20 protein-coding genes and 1 pseudogene are annotated in these 20,268 nt (G+C 63.4%); 17 read left to right on the top strand and 4 right to left on the bottom strand.

The genetic code is table 11. The features are described from left to right. Positions 1-79: 79 nt before the first annotated feature. A complete protein-coding gene (locus NL532_RS25305; RefSeq protein ID WP_023829056.1) occupies positions 80-2,113 on the bottom strand; it encodes a lytic transglycosylase domain-containing protein in 2,034 nt (677 codons plus the stop codon). 277 nt (positions 2,114-2,390) lie between these two features. Here NL532_RS25305 and dapA point away from each other — a divergent pair, with 277 nt between their 5' ends. From dapA to NL532_RS25290, 3 genes are all read left to right on the top strand, one after another. After that, positions 2,391-3,272: a 4-hydroxy-tetrahydrodipicolinate synthase gene (gene dapA, locus NL532_RS25300; RefSeq protein WP_023829055.1), complete on the top strand. Its 882-nt coding sequence runs from the start codon at positions 2,391-2,393 to the stop codon at positions 3,270-3,272. A gap of 25 nt (positions 3,273-3,297) precedes the next feature. Further along, positions 3,298-3,777 (top strand): SsrA-binding protein SmpB, encoded by a 480-nt coding sequence (gene smpB, locus NL532_RS25295; RefSeq protein WP_023687280.1) that lies wholly within the window; start codon positions 3,298-3,300, stop codon positions 3,775-3,777. A gap of 82 nt (positions 3,778-3,859) precedes the next feature. After that, positions 3,860-4,567, top strand: coding sequence for a glycoside hydrolase family 25 protein (locus NL532_RS25290; RefSeq protein WP_023754780.1), 708 nt, complete (start codon positions 3,860-3,862; stop codon positions 4,565-4,567). A gap of 268 nt (positions 4,568-4,835) precedes the next feature. On the opposite strand, the gene NL532_RS25285 is transcribed toward NL532_RS25290, so the two are convergent. Both NL532_RS25285 and NL532_RS25280 read right to left on the bottom strand, forming a co-directional pair. Further along, positions 4,836-5,501: a uracil-DNA glycosylase gene (locus NL532_RS25285; RefSeq protein WP_023754779.1), complete on the bottom strand. Its 666-nt coding sequence runs from the start codon at positions 5,499-5,501 to the stop codon at positions 4,836-4,838. Continuing rightward, entirely contained in the window at positions 5,498-6,079 is a 582-nt protein-coding gene (locus NL532_RS25280; protein WP_023670234.1) for a LabA-like NYN domain-containing protein, read from the bottom strand. Before NL532_RS25280 ends, NL532_RS25285 begins: the two co-directional genes overlap by 4 nt. Before the next feature lie 331 nt (positions 6,080-6,410). On the opposite strand from NL532_RS25280, the gene rpoZ reads away from it, so the two are divergent. The 11 genes from rpoZ (at position 6,411) to recO (ending at position 15,846) form a co-directional block, all read left to right on the top strand. Next, a complete protein-coding gene (rpoZ, locus tag NL532_RS25275) occupies positions 6,411-6,812 on the top strand; it encodes a DNA-directed RNA polymerase subunit omega (protein ID WP_023670235.1) in 402 nt (133 codons plus the stop codon). 127 nt (positions 6,813-6,939) lie between these two features. Further along, a complete protein-coding gene (locus tag NL532_RS25270) occupies positions 6,940-9,171 on the top strand; it encodes a RelA/SpoT family protein (RefSeq protein WP_023743763.1) in 2,232 nt (743 codons plus the stop codon). A 124-nt stretch (positions 9,172-9,295) separates the two neighbouring features. Continuing rightward, complete coding sequence (pyrE, locus tag NL532_RS25265) at positions 9,296-9,874, top strand: orotate phosphoribosyltransferase (RefSeq protein ID WP_023754778.1); 579 nt, start codon at positions 9,296-9,298, stop codon at positions 9,872-9,874. An 11-nt stretch (positions 9,875-9,885) separates the two neighbouring features. Further along, the gene (locus NL532_RS25260; RefSeq protein ID WP_023747464.1) at positions 9,886-10,266 is read left to right on the top strand and encodes a VOC family protein; all 381 of its coding nucleotides are present in this window, start codon (positions 9,886-9,888) and stop codon (positions 10,264-10,266) included. Between the two features lie 274 nt (positions 10,267-10,540). Next, positions 10,541-11,125: a DUF2062 domain-containing protein gene (locus tag NL532_RS25255; protein WP_023754777.1), complete on the top strand. Its 585-nt coding sequence runs from the start codon at positions 10,541-10,543 to the stop codon at positions 11,123-11,125. Next, entirely contained in the window at positions 11,122-11,535 is a 414-nt protein-coding gene (gene acpS, locus NL532_RS25250) for a holo-ACP synthase (protein ID WP_023670240.1), read from the top strand. Before NL532_RS25255 ends, acpS begins: the two co-directional genes overlap by 4 nt. Before the next feature lie 90 nt (positions 11,536-11,625). Further along, positions 11,626-12,375 (top strand): signal peptidase I, encoded by a 750-nt coding sequence (lepB, locus tag NL532_RS25245; RefSeq protein WP_023754776.1) that lies wholly within the window; start codon positions 11,626-11,628, stop codon positions 12,373-12,375. Next, entirely contained in the window at positions 12,375-13,091 is a 717-nt protein-coding gene (gene rnc, locus NL532_RS25240; protein WP_023754775.1) for a ribonuclease III, read from the top strand. The genes lepB and rnc overlap by 1 nt, the downstream gene beginning before the upstream one ends. Next, a complete protein-coding gene (era, locus tag NL532_RS25235; protein WP_023829054.1) occupies positions 13,088-14,014 on the top strand; it encodes a GTPase Era in 927 nt (308 codons plus the stop codon). The genes rnc and era overlap by 4 nt, the downstream gene beginning before the upstream one ends. Positions 14,015-14,058: 44 nt before the next feature. After that, positions 14,059-14,952 carry an aminoglycoside phosphotransferase family protein gene (locus NL532_RS25230; RefSeq protein WP_023754773.1) on the top strand — a complete coding sequence of 298 codons (894 nt, stop codon included), beginning with the start codon at positions 14,059-14,061 and terminating at the stop codon, positions 14,950-14,952. Positions 14,953-15,054: 102 nt separating this feature from the next. Further along, on the top strand, positions 15,055-15,846 hold the full coding sequence (gene recO, locus NL532_RS25225; protein WP_023692858.1) for a DNA repair protein RecO: 792 nt from the start codon (positions 15,055-15,057) through the stop codon (positions 15,844-15,846). 99 nt (positions 15,847-15,945) lie between these two features. On the opposite strand, the gene NL532_RS25220 is transcribed toward recO, so the two are convergent. After that, positions 15,946-16,410, bottom strand: coding sequence for an NUDIX hydrolase (locus tag NL532_RS25220; RefSeq protein WP_023687287.1), 465 nt, complete (start codon positions 16,408-16,410; stop codon positions 15,946-15,948). Positions 16,411-16,657: 247 nt separating this feature from the next. Here NL532_RS25220 and NL532_RS25215 point away from each other — a divergent pair. The 3 genes and pseudogenes from NL532_RS25215 to NL532_RS25205 all read left to right on the top strand — a co-directional run bounded on the left by NL532_RS25215 (position 16,658) and on the right by NL532_RS25205 (position 20,161). Then, a pseudogene (locus NL532_RS25215) lies at positions 16,658-19,455 on the top strand (DUF2339 domain-containing protein). Between the two features lie 47 nt (positions 19,456-19,502). Next, positions 19,503-19,745, top strand: a complete 243-nt coding sequence (locus NL532_RS25210) for a type II toxin-antitoxin system VapB family antitoxin (protein WP_023687289.1) — start codon at positions 19,503-19,505, stop codon at positions 19,743-19,745. Beyond that, a complete protein-coding gene (locus NL532_RS25205) occupies positions 19,745-20,161 on the top strand; it encodes a type II toxin-antitoxin system VapC family toxin (protein WP_023692861.1) in 417 nt (138 codons plus the stop codon). Before NL532_RS25210 ends, NL532_RS25205 begins: the two co-directional genes overlap by 1 nt. The last annotated feature ends 107 nt before the right edge of the window (positions 20,162-20,268 follow it).

Genomic DNA, 20,268 nt, shown 5'->3' with positions numbered 1-20,268 from the left:
TCGTGGGGGAGATGGCCGGCAGGCCAGAGGGGGGCGCGAAGGATCGCCAACGTCTGCCCATGGCGACAGCTCTGCCGCCTCAACCCCGCCCGTTCACCAAATCCCCAACGATGTCGTACTTCCCCGAAATACGCATCTTGTAGACCTCGTAATTCTCCATCACGCGCTGCACGTAACTTCTTGTTTCGGTGTAGGGAATCCGCTCGATCCAGTCGACGACGGCGTCGATGCCCTTGCCGCGCGGGTCGCCGTACTTGGCTACCCATTGGCTGGCGCGGTTGGGGCCGGCATTGTAGCCGGCGAAGGTCAGCACATAGGAGCCGCCGAAGCGGTCGAGCTGCTCGCCGAGGAAGGCAGCCCCCAACGTCGCATTGTAGCCGGCATCGCTGGTCAGCCGATCCTGGGAAAAGCTCAGTCCTGCCTTCTTCGCCAATTGCTTGGCGGTGCCCGGCATCAGCTGCAGCAGGCCGCGCGCGCCGGCGCTGGAGACGGCGCCGACATTGAATTCGCTTTCCTGGCGAGCGATCGCATAGGCCAGCGCCTTGCCGGAGCCGGAAATGTCGGCGGTGTCGGGAATGACGCCCAGCGGATGCGACAGCGCGCCGACGTCGATGCCGCGCGCGCCGGCGATCTTGCCGATCTTCAGCGCCATGAAATGATTGCCCTGCTTTTCCGCCAGCACCGCAAGCAGCGCCAGCTCGCCGGGACTGGTCAACTGCCCGGCGAGATCGCGGTAGAGCGTCTCGGCATAGCGGTCGTAGCCCGCCTCCTGCAGCCGCTTGATGGCGCTGACCGCTTCGCGGCCGTCAAAGCTTTGGCGGTCGGCAGTGCTTCGCTCGGGATAGGCGATGTTCAGCGTGCGCAAGCCAACCCGTTCCGCCGCCAACTGCCCGTAGAAAGTGGTGCCATAGGCTGCCGCCTTGGTGAAATAATCCTTCGCATTGCCGGGACCGCCGACTTCCGCCGCGCGGCCAAGCCAGTAATAGGCGCGTGACAGCGACATCGGTCCCTGCGCGAGATCGGCGATGCGGGCAAAATGGGTCGAGGCCGTCGCAGGATCGTTGAGGCCGCGCAGCGCATACCAGCCGGCGTGGAATTCGGCCTCGGCGGCGCTGGCGAGGCTTTCGGCGGCATGCGCGGCAACGATCTTGTAGGCGGTCTTCCAGTCGCCCTGGTCGACCAGTGCGCGCGACAGCACGCGGCGCTCGACCCACCAGGCATCGGGATCGACCAGCGCGTCGCGGTTCGTTGGCGCTTTCATCATCACCGCGGCGGCGTCCGCAAACTTCCGCTGCTTGCGCAGATATTCGGCTTGCGCGAAGAAATAGCCGGCCGATTGCTGCGCGGCAGGCACCGCGTTCAACAGCTTGGCCGCGTTCTTGTCGCCACGCGAGGCGGCGGCCCAGGCATCGGCCAGCGGTTGCGCGCCGGCAAGGGCTGCGACCCGCAGTGCCGAATTCTCCCGGTCGGCATAAAACATCCGTTCCATGCGGAAACGATGGTCGGCAGCCGGAATGATGGCGCCAAACTCCTTGCTGACGGCCGCCTCGTCCCTGGCTTCCAGCTTCTCGGTGCGCCAGAATGGCGACAGCACGGAAAGCGCAGCCTTGGTGTTGCCAAGAGCTACATAAGAACGGGCAAGGATGACCACGCCTTGAAAGGTCAGCGGCTGGCTGCCGTCAAAGGCTTTCACCACGGTCTGCGGCGAGGGGTTTTCGCGGTAGAGCGCGCGCTCGCTGTTCTTGCGCAAGGCCATGGTGCCCGGCCAGTTCGGCAGCATCTTTGCGGTATCGGCAATCTCGCTGCTCGGCACACGGTCGCCGCCATAGAGCGCGATCGCCCAGGCCAGGATATGACGGTCCAGCGAATTGGCCGGCAATGTTTCGCGCACCGCTCGTGCCGCGGCGATATCGCCGGTGGCCAATGCGTCGAGACCGCTTTTCAGCACGACGATACTGGCGGAGGGCGCATCGGTCTGCGCTCTGTCTTGCATGTCAGGCATCGGGATCGATGAGGTCGTCTGCTCGTCGACGCTCTCGTTTGCCGCCGTCCCCACTATCAGCAGGGCAACGGCGCCAAGCAATATGAAGCGGAGTGGCCGACTGGCCGGCATGATCCTGATCTTTCCCTGTTGCGGCACTTTAGATGGCAAGCCCAGGTGCCCGAGAGCCTAGACTTAGGTCGTGAAGAGCCCGTAAACAAAGGGTTATCCAGGCCGTTCGAATTGCGCTTGCTGGCACCATCGGCATGGTTGCCGCGCAACAGTGTCGAGACTATGGTGCGCGGCTTCGCTTTCGGCTAGAAGGCGCCCGATGCAGTCGCCCAAAAGTGGGAACCGGTTTTGGGACGACGACATGCATAAACAAACAAGTCCCAAGGAGTTGGACGACATGCTGAGAGGCTCGCTTACTGCGCTCGTGACGCCGTTCGAAAAGAGCGGACGTTTCGACGAGAAAGCCTTTCGCGCTTTCGTCGAATGGCAACTTGGCGAGGGCACGACGGGCCTCGTCCCGGTCGGCACCACCGGTGAGTCGCCGACGCTGTCGCATGACGAGCATCGCCATGTCGTCAAGGTCTGCATCGATGTGGCCAAGGGCCGCGCTCCGGTCGTCGCCGGCGCCGGCTCCAACAACACCGCGGAAGCGGTCGGTCTGGTGCAATATGCCGAGCAGGCGGGCGCCGATGCCGCTCTGGTGGTCACGCCTTACTACAACAAGCCAACACAGCGCGGCTTGTACGAGCATTTCGCCGCTGTCGCCAGGGCGACCAAGCTGCCGATCATCATCTACAACATCCCGCCGCGCTCGGTGATCGACATGATGCCGGAGACGATGGGCAGGCTGGCGCACGACTTCCAGAACATCGTCGGCGTCAAGGATGCCACCGGCAAGGTCGAGCGCGTGTCCGAACAGCGCGCCACCTGCGGCAAGGATTTCATCCAGCTTTCAGGGGAGGATGCCTCGGCGCTCGGCTTCAACGCCCATGGCGGCGTCGGCTGCATCTCGGTGACGTCGAATGTCGCGCCGCGGCTGTGCGCCGAATTCCAGGAAGCCACACTGTCCGGTGACAGCGCCAAGGCGCTGGAATTGCAGGACCGTCTGCTGCCGCTGCACAAGGCGATCTTCCTCGAGCCCGGCCTGTGCGGCGTCAAATACGCGCTGTCGAAAATTGGCAAGGTCGAGAACGTGGTGCGCTCGCCGCTGGTGACCATCGAGGCGTCGACCGCCGAGAAGATCGATGCGGCGATGAAACACGCCGGCTTGATAAATTAAGGATGAGGCGCCACCTCTCCGCATCATGAACCAGGTCAGAAAAGCCGATCCCAACAACAAGACCGTTGCGGAAAACCGCAAGGCGCGGTTTTCCTATGAGGTGCTCGACACGGTCGAGGCCGGCCTTGTGCTGACCGGCACCGAGGTCAAGTCGTTGCGCCAGGGTCAGGCCAACATCCAGGACAGCTACGCCTCGGTCGAGGGCGGCGAGATCTGGCTGATCAACTCCTATCTGCCGGAATATCTGCAGGCCAACCGCTTCAACCACGAGCCCAGGCGGCGCCGCAAGCTGCTGCTCAACAAGCGCGAGATGGCAAAACTGGCGCAGAGCATCGATCGCGAAGGCATGACGCTGGTGCCGCTGAAAATCTACTTCAACGACCAGGGCCGTGCCAAGCTGCTGCTCGCCGTCGGCCGCGGTAAGAAACTGCACGACAAGCGCGAGAGCGAAAAGCAGCGCGACTGGTCGCGCGAAAAGGGCCGGCTCATGAAGGAACGCGGCTAGAACCTCGGGCAGTCCCAGAAAAGCCAGACGTCGGCTTTCAAGTTTCGAACAGCTGCAGCAGCGACACACGATGGGGAAAGGTTTGAAGAACCGGATCATCCTCTGGGGTGCGGCCAGTCTGGTCTTTGCCGGCCTCGTCGCGGCAGGCGGCTTCTTCTATTTCCGGACCTTCTCGCCGGATCGTGACAGCTATCCGGTCAGGGGTATCGACGTTTCCCATCATCAGGGTGAGATCGACTGGCGCCGCGTTGCCGCCGACGATGTCGCCTTCGCGGTCATCAAGGCGACCGAGGGCGGCGACCATGTCGACGATGCCTTCGCCAAGAATCTGCGCGAGGCGCGCGCGGCCGGCCTCGCCGTCGGCGCCTATCACTTCTTCACCTTCTGCCGGCCGGGCGCCGACCAGGCGAAAAATTTCATCGCGGTGGTGCCGCACGACCAGCCGCTGCTGCCACCGGTCGTCGACATCGAATTCGGCGGCAACTGCCCGCAACGCCCGTCGCCGGAACAGCTGAGCGCGGAACTCCAGGCCTTCCTCGGACCGGTTGAAGCTGCGTTCGGCAAGCCGGCGATCATCTACCTGACCGACGAGGCTGAGGACGCCTATGCCGGGAAAATCGACGTTCGCCCGCTCTGGCGTCGCTCGTTGCTCCTGGAGCCAGGTCGCAACGACTGGATCTACTGGCAGTACCACAATATGGGCCGCGTCGACGGTATCATCGGCGATGTCGATCTGAATGTGCTGAAGGGCGGGCAGGAGAAGCTGGCTGAGTTGTTTGCCGCGCCTTGACCTGGCGTGCTCGACCGGCGCGAGATTGGAACCAAACATCGCGGCGCTGATCGGCCCTACCCAGCGTTCCGGCCAGTCTGCGCGCTAACGAAGGTCGGTTTCAGACCGAGCGCTTCCGGGACTTTCATGATTGTCGCAATTCCGGCTTCCCGTCGCCGCTCAAGGCTTTGGAGAGCGCCTGTCTCGTCATGCCTGCCTTTCGGCAAGCTTCGTCATCCGCGCCCGGGCAAGCCAAGGGCAAGATCGTGCTGGCGGGGTTCTGAAGGCGTTAATTGCGCAGGAAGGCGGCGATGTCGCTGAATACCTTGACAAACATGGGTTCGGTCAAAACACCGGTGTTTGTGTTGTAGCGCGAGCAATGATAGCTGGAAAACAGCGTGACGCCGCCGGCCGGCAACCGACCGCCGTGCTTGAACGGATAGGCAGCGACGCGCTGACCGAGCGCCCTGACGGTCGACTGGTGGGCGATCGAGCCCAGCGCCAGCACGGCGCGCAATTTTGGAAAGCGCGCGATCGTCGGCACCAGAAAGCTGCGGCAAGTGGAGATCTCGGCGCCGACCGGCTTGTTCTCCGGCGGCACGCAGCGCACCGCATTGGTGATCGCGGTGCCGATCAGTTCGAGCCCGTCATCCGGCCGCGCCTTGAACTCGCCGCGGGCAAAACCGTGAGCGATCATCGTTGAGTAGAGCAGGTCGCCGGCATAGTCGCCGGTGAACGGTCGCCCGGTGCGGTTGGCGCCGCGCAGGCCGGGCGCCAGCCCGACGATCAGCAGCTCGACGGCGTCCTCGCCATCAGGCGGCAGGAAGGTCGGCACCGGCGCGTTGAACCACGACGGCTCGCGCCGTCGCCAGTCTGAGATGAAATCATGCAGGCGTGGGCAGAGGGGGCAGTCGCGGTCGGGTTCGGGAGCGGCCTCCAAGGCCGCCGCCGTCAATAGTCTTCCTCTTCGACTTCGGCCGGCTCGGGCCTGCGCACCGGCCGTTCGGAGGGATCGCGGCCGACCTCGTTCTTCAGCGAGGTCAAATCGATGAAATGGTCGGCCTGGCGGCGCAGATCGTCCGAGATCATCGGCGGTTGCGAGGCCATGGTCGAGACGATCGAGACCTTGCGGCCGCGCCGCTGTAGCGCTTCGACCAGTGTGCGGAAATCGCCGTCGCCGGAGAAGATGACATAGTGGTCGACGACATCGGCAAGTTCGAGCGCATCGACGGTCAGTTCGATGTCCATATTGCCCTTGATCTTGCGGCGGCCGGTCGAGTCGGTGAACTCCTTGGCCGGCTTGGTCACCACCTTGAAGCCATTATAGTCGAGCCAGTCGATCAAGGGACGGATCGAAGAGTATTCCTGATCCTCGACCAGAGCGGTGTAGTAATAGGCCCGCAGCAAATAGCCGCGCTTCTGGAAGCTGGACAGCAGTTTGCGGTAGTCTATGTCGAAGCCGAGTGCGCGCGAGGTGGCGTAGAGATTGGCGCCGTCTATGAATAGAGCGATTTTTTCACGGGGGTCGAACATGGCAATATTCCTTTTTCGAAATAGGTGGCGGACTAATCGAAATGGGTCGTTATATCGCTCGGCTCGTAAATAAACCGGCTGACCTATCGTCAACCGAGATAGCGCCAGTTTTACGGCAATCCAAGGGTGCCGGGGCGCACTGCAAGCAATTGTGATCGGAGCCGTGTCGTCGCCGGTAGGCGGGCTTCGCCGGCAAGGCATTCACCGGCGCCCAGAAACTGGCATCCGCCAGCCCACGAGGCCACAGCGCCATAATGCTTGTATTTCGGCGGCGTTCGGGTTATGGACCGCGCCTGTTTTCCATCAAATCCAGGCATGAAAGGGGCAATCAATGGCCCGCGTAACCGTTGAAGACTGCATCGACAAGGTCGACAACCGCTTTGAGCTCGTGCTGCTCGCCGGCCATCGCGCCCGCCAGATCAGCCAGGGCGCGCCGATCACCGTGCCGCGCGACAACGACAAGAACCCGGTCGTGGCGCTGCGCGAGATCGCCGACGAGACGCTGTCGCCCGACGACCTCAAGGAAGATCTGATCCACTCGCTGCAGAAGCATGTCGAGGTTGACGAGCCCGAGGCCGACGGCGAGGCGATCGCCGACCAGACCGGCAACGCAGTTGCAGCTACCGACGCCGACGACGCGGAAGAAAACGTCACCTTTGATCGCATGACCGAGGAAGACCTTTTGGCCGGCATCGAGGGCCTGGTTCCCCCGGAAAAGAGCGACGACTACTAATCGCTGCCCTGGACCTGCCGGGAATATGGTTCCGGCACTTCCGTCCCGTGAGTTTCGTGGCTATCTATGAGATGCGCCGTACATCAGTGCGGCGCATCAATCATTTCAGCACCGTGAGAACCCGCCCATGATGCGTCAGTATGAGCTTGTCGAGCGCGTCGCGCGCTACAAGCCTGACGTCAACGAGGCGCTGCTCAACAAGGCCTATGTCTACGCCATGCAGAAGCATGGCCACCAGAAGCGCGCTTCCGGCGATCCCTATTTCTCGCATCCGCTCGAAGTCGCCGCCATCCTCACCGAAATGCACATGGACGAGGCGACGATCGCCGTCGCCTTGCTGCATGACACGATCGAGGACACCACCGCGACGCGGGCCGAGATCGACGATCTGTTCGGCCCCGAAATGGGCAAGCTGGTCGAAGGCCTGACCAAGCTGAAGAAGCTCGATCTCGTCTCCAAGAAGGCCGAGCAGGCGGAAAACCTGCGCAAGCTGTTGCTGGCCATCTCGGAGGATGTCCGCGTTCTGCTGGTCAAGCTCGCCGACCGTCTGCACAACATGCGCACCCTCGACCACATGCCCGAGGCCAAGCGCCTGCGCATCGCCGAGGAGACGATGGACATCTATGCGCCGCTCGCCGGGCGCATGGGCATGCAAGGCATGCGCGAGGAACTGGAAGAGATCGCCTTCCGCTTCATCAATCCGGAAGCCTATCGCGCCGTCACCGCGCGGCTTGCCGAGATATTCGAGCGCAACAAGGGCGTGCTGACCGACATCGAAAAGGCGCTGTCAGCGCTGTTCGAAAAGCATGCCATCAACGCCGGCGTGAAGAGCCGGCAGAAGAAGCCGTGGTCGGTGTTCCGCAAGATGGAGGCCAAGGCGCTGTCCTTCGAGCAGCTCTCAGACATCTTCGGCTTCCGCGTCGTCCTCGACAGCGTCGAAGACTGTTACCGCGCGCTCGGCGCCATCCACACCACATGGTCGATGGTGCCTGGCCGCTTCAAGGATTACATCTCGACGCCCAAGCAGAACGACTACCGTTCGATCCACACCACCATTGTCGGCCCCTCGCGCCAGCGCGTCGAACTGCAGATCCGTACCCGCGAGATGAACAAGATCGCCGAATATGGCGTCGCCGCCCATTCGATCTACAAGGACACCGGCGGCAAGACGAACGGCGCCGCCCATGCGATCTCGAAGGAGACCAACGCCTATGCCTGGCTGCGGCGCACCATCGAGCAACTGGCAGAAGGCGACAACCCGGAAGACTTCCTCGAAAATACCAAGCTGGAGCTGTTCCAGGACCAGGTATTCTGCTTCACGCCCAAGGGCATGCTGATCGCTCTGCCGCGCGGCGCCACGCCCATCGACTTCGCCTATGCCGTGCACACCGATGTCGGCGACACCTGCGTCGGCGCCAAGGTCAACGGCCGCATCATGCCGCTAATGACGGAACTTAAGAACGGCGACGAGGTCGAGATCATCCGCTCCAAGGCGCAAGTGCCGCCGGCGGCGTGGGAGTCGGTGGTGGTCACCGGCAAGGCGCGTTCAGCCATCCGCCGCGCCACCAAGAACGCCATTCGCAAGCAATATTCAGGTCTTGGTGCCCGCATTCTCGAGCGCGCCTTCGAGCGCGCCGGCAAGACTTTCACCAAGGAAAGCCTGAAGCCGGTGCTGCACCGGCTGGCGCGCAAGGACATCGAGGATGTCCTTGCCTCGGTCGGGCGCGGCGAACTTGCCTCGACCGACGTCATGAAGGCGGTCTTCCCAGACTACAAGGACGAGCGTGTCACTGTCAGCGCCCCCAAGCAGCGCGAGGAGGGCTGGTCGAAGATCCGCAACGCCGCCGGCATGCTGTTCCAGATGCCCGGCACCCGAGCCGCGCGCAAGGACAAGGACCAGCCGCGCGATGGCGCGGTACCGATCCGCGGCGTGCGCGGCGACCTGCCGGTGCGTTTCGCGCCGGAAGGGGCCGTGCCAGGCGACCGCATCGTCGGCATTGTCCAGCCGGGCACCGGCATCACCATCTATCCCATCCAGTCGCCGGCGCTGCAGGCCTTCGACGACCAGCCGGAGCGCTGGATCGACGTGCGCTGGGACATTGACGAGCAGACCAAGGAGCGCTTTCCGGCGCGCGTCTCGGTCACCGCCATCAACGCGCCGGGCTCGCTCGCCGATATCGCCCAGGTCGTTGCCTCCAACGACGCCAACATTCATACGCTGTCGATGGTGCGCACCGCGCCCGACTTCACCGAAATGCTGATCGATCTCGAAGTCTGGGATCTGAAGCACCTCAACCGGCTGCTGTCGCAGCTCAAGGATAATTCGAGCGTCAGCGATGCGCGGCGTGTGAATGGGTGAATAGTGAATAGTGAATAGTGAATAGTGAATAGTGAAAGAAGGCGCTCTCACTACCATTCACCATTCACCATTCACCATTCACCATTTCACCATTTCACCATTCACCATGGACATGGGGCGAGTTATGAATACCGACGAGGTGCTGGGCATTTTCCGCGAGGCGGGCGCTGTTCTGGAGGGGCATTTCATCCTGACGTCCGGCCTGCGCAGCCCGGTCTTCTTGCAGAAGGCGCGCGTCTTCATGCATGCCGACAAGACCGAGCGGCTTTGCAAGGCGCTGGCCGAGAAGATTCAAAAGGCGGTGCCGGGCAAGATCGACTACGTCGTCGGCCCGGCGATCGGCGGCCTGATCCCGGCCTATGAGACGTCGCGCCATCTCGGTGTGCCTGCAATCTGGGTGGAGCGCGAAGGCGGCGAGTTCAGGCTGCGCCGCTTTGAGATCGCTGCCGGCTCGCGCGTCGTCATCGTCGAGGACATCGTCACCACTGGTCTTTCGATCCGCGAAACCATCGACTGCCTGCGCGCGATTGGCGCCGAGGTCGTGGCGGCGGCCTGCATCATCGACCGCTCGGCCGGCAAGACCAATGTCGGCGTGCCGCTGATCGCGCTTGCCGAATACGAGGTCCCGGCCTATCCCGCCGACCGCCTGCCGCCGGAACTTGCCGCCATTCCCGCCGTTAAGCCGGGAAGCCGCAACATCTAGGGGACATCACCATGATCGCCGGCATCGATCATTTCGTGCTGACGGTCCGCTCTGTGGAGGACAGCTGCGCCTTCTACCAGCGGGTGCTTGGCCTCAAGCGCCTCGACGAGCCGAACCGGCCGACGGCGTTGCTGTTCGGATCGCAGAAGATCAATCTGCATCAGGTGGGCCGCACCTTTGAGCCCAAGGCCAAGGTGCCGATGCCTGGGTCCGGCGATTTCTGCCTGGTCGCCGCAAGGCCGCTTGCCGAGATTTGCGCCCGTCTGGAAGCCAATGGCGTTGCCATCGAAGTCGGTCCGGTCGAGCGCACCGGCGCCCGCGGTAAGATGATCTCGGTCTATTTCCGCGATCCGGACAGCAATTTGGTCGAAGTCAGCGAATATCGGGAATAGTCTATCCGCCTCGGCGTCGTCTTCCCGGGCAGGCCTGATCGTCGTCATGAAAGTCTCGCTTGGATGTTGTGTTGTCCTCAGTTTCGCCCCAATGGCGCTCTTGTTACCCGCCTGCGGCAGACCATCGCGGCGGCGTTTCATTGTTCCGCCGCAAGGCAGTCGCTATATCAAAGTCGTTGTTGCCTTTCTGCGCCCTCGAAGCGCAAGATGGAGCGACCGCGCCCGGCCAGGGATGGTTGCAATTTGGGCGTGATGAACCGGGAACTGGAACAGAGTGCTTTTTCGACGCCGAAAGCCTGATGGCATTCTGGAGCGGGTGCGTACCTATCTGTGGCCGCGCCGCTCGTTTTCGCGCTCGTTGCAATATTTCTCCAAGCGCATCCTGCGGCTGAAGGCGACACCGCATGCGGTGGCGGCCGGCGTCGCGGCCGGCGTTTTCGCCTCCTTCTTTCCGCTCGGCTTCCATTTCGCCGTCGCCGCCGTGCTCTGCTGGGTGGTCGCCGGCAATCTGGTGGCCGCCGCCCTCGGCGCGGTATTCTTCGGCAATCCGCTGACTTTCCCGCTGCTGTGGGGAGCGTCCTGGGAAGTCGGCAAGCTGATCCTGCATGAACGCCTGCCCAAGAACGGACCGCCTGCGCATCTTGGTGAGATGATGCACACGCTGTCGTTTGCAAAACTGTGGCATCCGGTGCTCGAGCCGATGCTGATCGGCGCGGTGCCGCTCGGCCTGATCTTCGGGCTGATCTTCTACGGTATCACCCGCTGGGGGATGACAGCCTTTCGCGAGCAGCGCAGGAAGCGCATGGCAGAGCGGGCGCATAAGGCCGGGCACGGCGGACGGGAAGTTCCGGCGGAATGATCATCGGCATCGGCAGCGACCTGATCGACATCAGACGCATCGAAAAGTCGCTGGAACGGCATGGTCAGCGCTTCATCCAGCGCATCTACACCGAGGTCGAACAGGTCCGCTCGGAAGGCCGCAAGGGCCGCGCAGCCTCCTATGCCAAGCGCTTCGCCGCCAAGGAGGCCTGCGCCAAGGCGCTTGGCACCGGCCTGGCGCAGGGCGTGTTCTGGCGCGACATGGGGGTCGCCAACCTGCCCAGCGGCGCGCCGACCATGGCGCTGACCGGGGGAGCGGCGGCACGGCTGGCCAAAATCCTGCCACAGGGGCACAGAGCGGCGATCCACCTCACAATCACCGATGATTTCCCGCTTGCTCAAGCCTTTGTGATCATCGAGGCGTTGCCCGCCGAACAAGCGCCACATTGATTGCATCAGACGACCGCTATCTAACGCCGACTTGACGTTGCCCAGCGCGCGCCGAGACTCTATACCATCCAACGCACAATCGAGGACGACATGAGCGTGGCTGAAAAATCCGAGAAGAAATCCGGCGGGCTTGGCGAAATCGTCAGCGTCATCATCCAGGCTTTGCTGCTGGCCATGGTCATCCGCACCTTGTTGTTCCAGCCCTTCTCGATTCCGTCCGGCTCTATGCGGCCGACCTTGCTCGAAGGCGACTATCTGTTCGTCACCAAATGGTCCTATGGTTTCTCGCGTTATTCGCTGCCATTCGGACCCGACATCTTTTCCGGCCGCATCTGGGGTTCCGATCCGAAGCGCGGCGACGTGGTGGTCTTCAAGTTCCCGCCGGATCCGTCGCTCGACTACATCAAGCGCGTCGTCGGCCTGCCCGGCGACAAGATCCAGATGGAGGACGGCCAATTGTTCATCAACGGCCAGGGCGTGCCTCGTGTGAAAACCGGCCAGATCCAAAATCCTGATATCACGGAAGTGCCTGAGCCGGTCGACGTCTATCGCGAGACCCTGCCCAACGGTGTCAGCTACGACACGCTCGACCTGACACCGAATTCGATCACCGACAACACCCGCGAGTTCGTCGTGCCCCCCGGCAACTATTTCATGATGGGCGACAACCGCGACAATTCCTCCGACAGCCGCCTCAGCGTCGGCTACGTGCCGGCGGAGAACCTTGTCGGCCGCGCCAACATCGTCTTCTTCTCGATCGCCGGGAAGGCGAGCCCCCTCGAGATCTGGAAATGGCCGTCGCTCGTGCGCCTGTCGCGCCTGTTCCATTTCGTAAATTGATGGCTTTGAAGCGCCCGACGGGTGAGACTCTGGCCGATTTGGTGACAGCCAAAACCGGCCATTCCTTCCGGGACGTCCGTTTGCTCGAGACCGCGCTGACCCATTCCAGTGCGGTCAAGGCAAGCAGCAACAACCAGCGCCTCGAATTCCTTGGCGACCGCGTGCTCGGCCTGATCGTTGCCGATCTGCTTTTCGAAAAGTTTCCTGAAGCGCCGGAAGGTGAAATCGCCCCGCGCTTCAATGCCTTGGTCGATGCGCGGACATGCTCCGAGATCGGCATTGAAATGCAGCTCGAAGATCTGGTTCGGGCCGACGCTGCCTTGAAGGCGCGCTCGCGCGGCTCGGGCGGAAACTATCTGGCGGATGCGGTCGAGGCGCTGATCGCGGCGGTCTATATCGACGGCGGCCTCGATGCCGCAAGGCAATTCGTCCTGCGTTACTGGGAGCCGCGCTCGCAAAAGGTGGTGGCCAAGCCGCCCAATCCGAAATCCGACCTGCAGGAATGGATCGCCAAGACCAGTGATGTCAGGCCCGAATACGCGATCGAGAGACGCGAGGGACCTGAACATCAACCGGTTTTCACGGTGTCCGTGAAGGTCGGCGGTTTTGCGCCGGCAAGCGGCACGGGCGGCTCTCGTCGCGCAGCCGAAGAAGCGGCGGCATCGGCGTTTCTTATGCGCGAGGGCATCTGGGCCAACCACGGGAGTGCGGCATGACCGCCAGCGAAGATCTCCCTCCGGCCGCGGAGGCCACGCATTCCGGTTTCGTTGCCCTGATCGGGGCGCCCAATGCCGGCAAGTCGACGCTGGTCAACCAATTGGTCGGCGCCAAGGTGTCGATCGTCACTCACAAGGTGCAGACCACCCGCGCCATCGTGCGCGGCATCGCCACGCATGACAACGCGCAGATCGTCTTTGTCGACACGCCCGGCATCTTCAAGCCGAAGCGCCGGCTCGACACCGCGATGGTGACCAGCGCCTGGGGTGGCGCCAAGGACGCCGATATCGTGCTGCTGCTGATCGATGCCGAGCGCGGCATCAGGGGCGACGCCGACGCCATCCTCGAGCGGCTGAAGGACGTCCGCCAGCCGATGGTGCTGATCCTCAACAAGGTCGACCGGGTCAAGCACGAGGCGCTGCTGGCCCTGGCCGCGGCAGCAAACGAAAAGGTGCCGTTCAAGCGCACCTTCATGGTCTCGGCGCTGACCGGCTCCGGCTGCAAGGATTTGCTCGACTATCTCGCGCAAGCGCTGCCGGTCGGCCCCTGGTATTATCCGGAAGACCAGATCTCGGACCTGCCGATGCGCCAACTGGCCGCCGAGATCACCCGCGAGAAACTGTATCTGCGGCTGCATCAGGAGTTGCCCTATTCCTCCCATATCGAGACCGAGAAATGGGAAGAGAAACCGGATGGCTCGGTACGCATCGACCAGACCATCTATGTCGAGCGCGACAGCCAGAAGAAGATCGTGCTCGGCCACAAGGGCGAGACGATCCGCGCCATCGGCCAGTCGGCGCGCATGGAAATAGCCGGCATTCTCGAGCAGAAAGTGCACCTGTTCTTGTTCGTCAAAGTGCGTGAAAACTGGGGCGACGACCCCGAACGCTACCGTGAGATGGGGCTTGAGTTTCCCCATTGAGCTTCATCGTCTAGAAATGCCGCCCGGCAGTTTGAGACGATGACATGCCTGATCCAAAACCGACCATCGATACCGATCTCGTGCGCCGGCTGGTCAACGCGCAGTTTCCGCAATGGCGGCATCTGCCGGTGAGGCCGGTGGCGTTTGGCGGCTGGGACAACCGAACCTTCCACCTCGGCAATGATATGACTGTGCGGCTGCCGAGTGCCGCACCATATGCCTTGCAGGTCGAAAAAGAGCACCGCTGGCTGCCCAGGCTGGCGCCGCTTCTGCCGCTGCCGATCCCGGTTCCACTGGCGATGGGCGAGCCTGGGGAGGACTACCCCTGGCAATGGTCCGTCTACCGCTGGATCGACGGCGAAACAGCCAAGACCGCCGAAATCGCCGATCGCCCACAGTTCGCGGTCGATCTGGCCAAGTTCCTCATTGCGCTCCGGCGGATCGATCCGGCGCGCGGGCCGCCCGCGGGCCAGCACAATTTCTTCCGCGGCGGATCGCCGAGCGTGTATGACAACCAGACAAGGGAAGCACTCCAGGCGCTGGAGGGGCAGATCGACACCCAGGCGGCTACCGCTGTCTGGGATGCGGCCCTTGCCGCCACCTGGCAAGGGTCGCCCGTCTGGTTTCACGGCGACGTCGCCTGGGGCAACCTTCTGGTCCAAAACGGCCGTTTGAGCGCCATCATCGACTTCGGCACCTCAGGCATCGGCGATCCCTCCTGCGACCTGGCGATCGCCTGGACGTTCTTCCAGGGCGAGAGCCGGGAGGCGTTCCGCGCCGCGATCGGCGTCGATGAAGCGACCTGGGCGCGCGGCCGCGGCTGGACGCTGTGGAAGGCGCTGATCACGGTTGCCGGACACGACGCCAACCAAGCCGAAGCCGAGCGATCGCGCCGCGTCATCGACGACGTCCTGGCCGATCACCGGGAATTCGCGTGATCAGAGCCTTTCGACGATGTGTGGGGATCCAATGTCAGCACAGATCGCACGCGGCGCGCCAAAATCTTGATTTCGCCACGCAACCGGTGACAAGCTCCTGCCATGGAATGGCGCGACGAGGGAATCATACTCGGCACCCGCAAGCATGGCGAAACCAGCGCCATTCTCGAGGTAATGACGCGTGCGCATGGCCGCCATCTCGGCCTGGTGCGCGGCGGCCGATCGCGCAAGCAGCAGCCGGTGCTGCAGCCCGGCAACCGCGTCGACCTTTTGTGGCGGGCACGCCTAGACGAGCATCTCGGCACCTTCCAGGCCGAGGCGATCGAGATGAACGCCGCCCGGTTGATGGACAGCGCTGTCGCCGTGTACGGCTTGCAGACCATGGCCGCGCATCTCAGGCTCCTGCCGGAGCGCGACGCCCATGGCGGCCTGTATGAGACGCTTGCAGTAATGATCGCCCATCTCGACGATTCCGATGCCGCCGGCGAACTGGTGGCGCGCTTCGAACTGCTCATCCTCGACGAACTCGGCTTCGGCCTCGATCTCAGCCAATGCGCGGCGACCGGCGCCAGGCAGGATCTGGCCTATGTCTCGCCGAAATCCGGCCGTGCCGTGTCGCGAGCCGCCGGTGCGCCGTGGCGCGACAAGATGCTGGCGCTGCCGGCCTTCCTGCAGCGCGGCTCCGGCTTGCGGGCGGACCACGCGGCACTCGAGGACGCCTTCCATCTGACCGGTTTCTTTTTCACCCGCCATGTCTACGAGCCGCGCGGCATTGAACAGCCCGATGCCCGTGCCGGCTTCCTCGCCGCCTTGCGCAAGCATCATTCGGGCGGCAATGCCGCCACTACGGCAGACGCTGCGCCAGAAAGGGGAGGGAGACTCGGTGGGTGCTGACCTCCGCAACCGTCCAGGTTCACAGCAAAAGCTGCATGCGGCAGCATTCCTCCCCCTTGTGGGGAGGGTTAGGGTGGGGGTACTCGTAGGGCAAGAGCCTCAGCCGGCCTTGCGATGCTCCATGAAATCATCGAGGATGGCGCGCTGACCGCCGAGGATCTTGAGGCTGGCCTCCGCGAAGGAAAACCAGCCGGCCCTGTCGATTTCGGGAAATTCCCTCGTCACGCCTGACCTGGGCGGCCATTCCATCGTGAACATGTTGCTTTTAACGGCATCGGGATCGAAATCGGCTTCGACACTCCAGGCGATGACGATCTTGCCGCCGGCTTGCCGATAGCTGCCGACAGGCTCGAAATCACCCTCGATGCTGACTCCGAGTTCTTCCCCAGCCTCGCGCCGGGCGGCGGCCAACTCATCTTCATTGTCCTCGACGAGGCCCTTGGGGATCGACCAAGCGCCTTCATCCTTCCTTGCCCAGAATGGGCCGCCGGGATGGACGAGCAGAAATTCGAGAATGCCGGCCCTTGTCCGGTGGATCAGCAGCCCTGCACTTCGTTTCGGCATTCGATTTCCTCGTAGTTCATCCGAGGATAGCATGGCTCCTGGGCAAGTGGCGGCGGCATGCCATTCCTGGCTATCTCAGATGATGGGTGAGGATAAAGACCGTAGGCCGCTGGAATTTGCCGACGAAACATGCTCGATAACTTCTTTTCGGCCACCATTGCGGTGGCGTGACTTGAATAGCCGTCTGGGGTGGCCGTGTGGCCGCCGCAATTGTCAGTGAAAACTGGCCTGGTTTGGGGGAACCGCCATGTTTGAAAGCCTGATTGGCGCCGTCGTCGTTATCGTGCTTTTTGTCCTCGTCTTGCGCCAGCAGGGCCGCGTCAGTCTGATCGAGCGCGAGCTCGGAGCGCTGCGCGGCCTGGTTCTGTCCGGCGTGCATGCGACACCGCCCGTTGCCAAACCGGCCGAGCAGGCTGCAAGCGCACCGGCGGATGCCGCTCACGCTAGCGCACCAGTTGCCGACATAGCTTCGCCAACAACAGCAGACGCGGCACATGCCCAGGCACCGGCCGCCGAAGCCGATGCGGCCACCAGCGAGGCCGTGCCAGAACTGTCAGCCGCGGCCAAGGCGGCATTCACCGGATCCGCGCCTGCCGCCACGGCGAAGGCAGCCCGCCAGTCCGAGGTCGAAACGGCGCTCGGCACCCGTTGGGCGGTCTGGGTCGGCGGCGTCGCATTGGCTTTGGGCGGCCTGTTCCTGATCCGCTACACCATCGAGGCCGGCATTTTCGGCCCCGAAGTGCGGCTGTCCCTGGCGGCGCTGCTCGGCCTGGTGCTGATCGGCGGCGGCGAGTTCATCCGCCGCACCGGCTTCAAGGTGCCGGTGCAAGGGGCTGCAGGCGCCTATATTCCGGCGATCCTGACGGCTGCCGGCGCCTTCATTCTGTTCGGTACGGTCTATGCCGCGCACGCCATTTACGGTTTCGTCGGCCCGGCCTTCGCTTTCACCGTGCTCGGCGCCATCGGCGTAGCGACCATTGTCGCCGCTCTCGTCCACGGTCAGGCCATGGCCGGCATCGGCCTTGTCGGCTCGATGGCGACGCCGGCGCTTGTGTCCTCGCAGGCGCCCAACCCATGGGCGCTGTTCGTCTACCTGGCGATCGTGCTTGCCGCCACAGCCGTGATCGCCCGCATTCGCGACTGGAAATTCCTGATTGCGGCCGCCTTCTTCGGCACCGGCGCCTGGACCATCGCCTACATGATGAGTACGCTCGTCGCCGACCTTGCCGTCATCCGGTTCGCCGACCTTGCCGTCGTCCTGTTCATCGACGCGGTGACGCTGGCGGTGCTTGCCTTTGTTTGGCTGGGCAGTCGTGGCGGCGAAGCGGAACCTGCAAAGGCGGGCTTCGACTGGCCCTCGATCGTGCCTGGCGTTTTCGTTGCGTTTTCAGCGCTAGGCCTGTCCGTCGACACGACGCTGGTCGCCGCCGGTGGCGCCTTGCCGGGCGCCTTCGTCCTCGTCGCCCTTGTCGCCACCGCACTCTACCGGCCGCGCGCGCTGCCGCTGCTGCATGCCGCCGGCGTGGTGAGCGTGATGATCCATCTCGGCATCATTCCGCCCACCACCATCGGCTCCGACATAACCCAGGGAATATCGGCTTTGACGGCATGCCGGTGGCGGCCGGAAATCCGTTGACGCTGCGCATCGGCATTGGCCTCGGCCTGGTCTTCATCGGCGCCGGCTTCTGGGCCGCACGCCGCTTCGCCGCCTCAGCACGGGTCCGCGCGGCATGCTGGGCGGCATGGGGCGTCGCTGCGCCGCTGCTTATTCTGCTGACGCTGTGGCTTGCCTACGGCAATCTCGACCGCGACCTTGTCTACGCAGCGATAGCTGCCCTTCTGGTTGTTGTCTTCGCTGCCGGTGGCGAATGGATCGCGCGCGCCGAACAGCCGCCGCTCAAGGGCGACATCGCGGTCTCCTTCGCGCTTTGCGGCTCGGCTCTGGCCGGCCTGCTGATGCTGCACATGGCCTTCGGATCCGGCTGGACGACCATTCTTGCCGGCGTTGCCGCCATCGTGCCGGCGCTGGCGACGCGGTGGCGCAGCTATCCGGTGCTTGGCTGGATTTCGGTCGGCGCGGTCGTTGCCGTGCTGGGCCGCGTCGCCTTCGATCCGACCATCGTCGGCGCCGAGTTCCTGACGACGACGCCGGTGTTCAACTGGCTGCTGCCGGGATACGGCGTACCGGCGCTGGCCTTCGGCTTTGCCGCCTGGCAACTCGCGCGTACCACCCCCGCACTACCAACAACTGGCAATGGCCGGCCGCGCCTTGCGATGGAGGCGGGTGCAGCCCTGTTTGCGCTGCTCACCGTCGCCATGCTGGTGCGCCACGCCATGCATGGCGGCGTCATCGACACCGGCCCGGTGACGCTCGCCGAACAGGCGATCTATACGCTGATCGCCATCGGTGCCGGCGCGATACTGGTGGCCATCGACATGCGCTCGCCAAGCTCTGTGCTGCGCTACGGCTCGATGGCCGCCGGCGTACTCTCGGTCGCCTTCATCGTCCTCCAGCATTTCCTGGTGCTCAATCCGCTGTTCACCGACGAATCGACCGGCCAGATCCCGGTGTTCAACCTCTTGTTCCTGGCTTACCTGTTGCCGGCCATAGCCGCCGGCGGGCTGGCGCTCTATGCCAGGGACAAGCGGCCGCCATGGTATGCGCAGATGCTGGCGGTGGTGGCGGCATTGCTTGTCTTCGCCTACGCCACACTGTCGGTCAGGCGCGTGTTCAAGGGCGAGTTCATCGGCCTGTGGAGCGGCCTCGGGCAGCTTGAGACCTACACCTATTCGGCGCTCTGGCTGGTCATTGGCGTCGTGCTGCTCACCGCCGGCGTCTGGCTGAAGTCGCAGGTGCTGCGCATTGCCTCGGCGGCGCTGATCGCGATCGCCGTGGTAAAAGTCTTCCTATTCGACATGTCGGAACTGGAAGGCGTGCTCAGGGCGCTGTCCTTCATCGGTCTTGGCGCCGTGCTGATCGGCATCGGCTTGTTCTACCAGCGGCTGCTGACGCGGGCGGCGAGGGAGGCCAACGCTGCAACTTGAAGTGATATACGAGGTGGAATATATGAATATCCAACGGAGGATATTCGATGCCGCTCTATATCCGCGACGACGAAGTGGATGCGCTGGCCAGCAGATTGCAACGCGAGACGAACGCTCCGAGCAAAACGGAGGCGGTGCGGGTCGCGCTCGTGCACGAACTTGAGCGCAATCGAGCGAAGGTGCCGCTGCGCGACCGGATCGCCAGTCTTCAGGACAGGGCCAGGAAGCTTGGCCTGCCCAATCCCGATTTCGATATGAAGAAGTTCACCGACGAGCTGTGGGAAGACTGATGTTTGTCGACGCGTCGGTGATCGTCGCCATTCTCAACCAGGAACCTGGGTGGGAGGAATTGCTGAAGCAGCTATCCGGTTTTTCCGGGCAGGTCTGGGTTTCTCCGTTGGTTCACTTCGAAGCAACACAGGCATTGGCAAGGGCCGGCGCCGGCCCGCGCAGACCCAGCGCTGAAGCCCTTCTCCATGCCCGCGATCTGATCGATGAGTTCATTGTGGAGATCATGGGAGAGAGTCTGGCCATTGACGACAACATCGGCTCTCGGGCCATTGACGCGAGCGCCCGTTACGGCAAAGCCGTTGGCCACAAGGCGGATCTGAATCTCGGGGACTGTTTTGCTTACGCCTGCGCGAAAAGCCGCGATCTTCCACTGCTGTACAAAGGCCATGATTTCGCACTGACCGATTTAGGATAATTCGGCCCTTTTGTTGATTGCGGGGAATAATTTAGCCGATCAACTCGTTATCTCACTGCTTGGGTGACCGGGGCGGCAGACCGCTTCGCGCTGGCCGCTTGCGCCGC

It is taken from the genome of Mesorhizobium sp. C120A, assembly GCF_030323105.1.
GTDB lineage: Bacteria > Pseudomonadota > Alphaproteobacteria > Rhizobiales > Rhizobiaceae > Mesorhizobium.
This window is presented reverse-complemented; position numbering and strand designations above follow the sequence as displayed.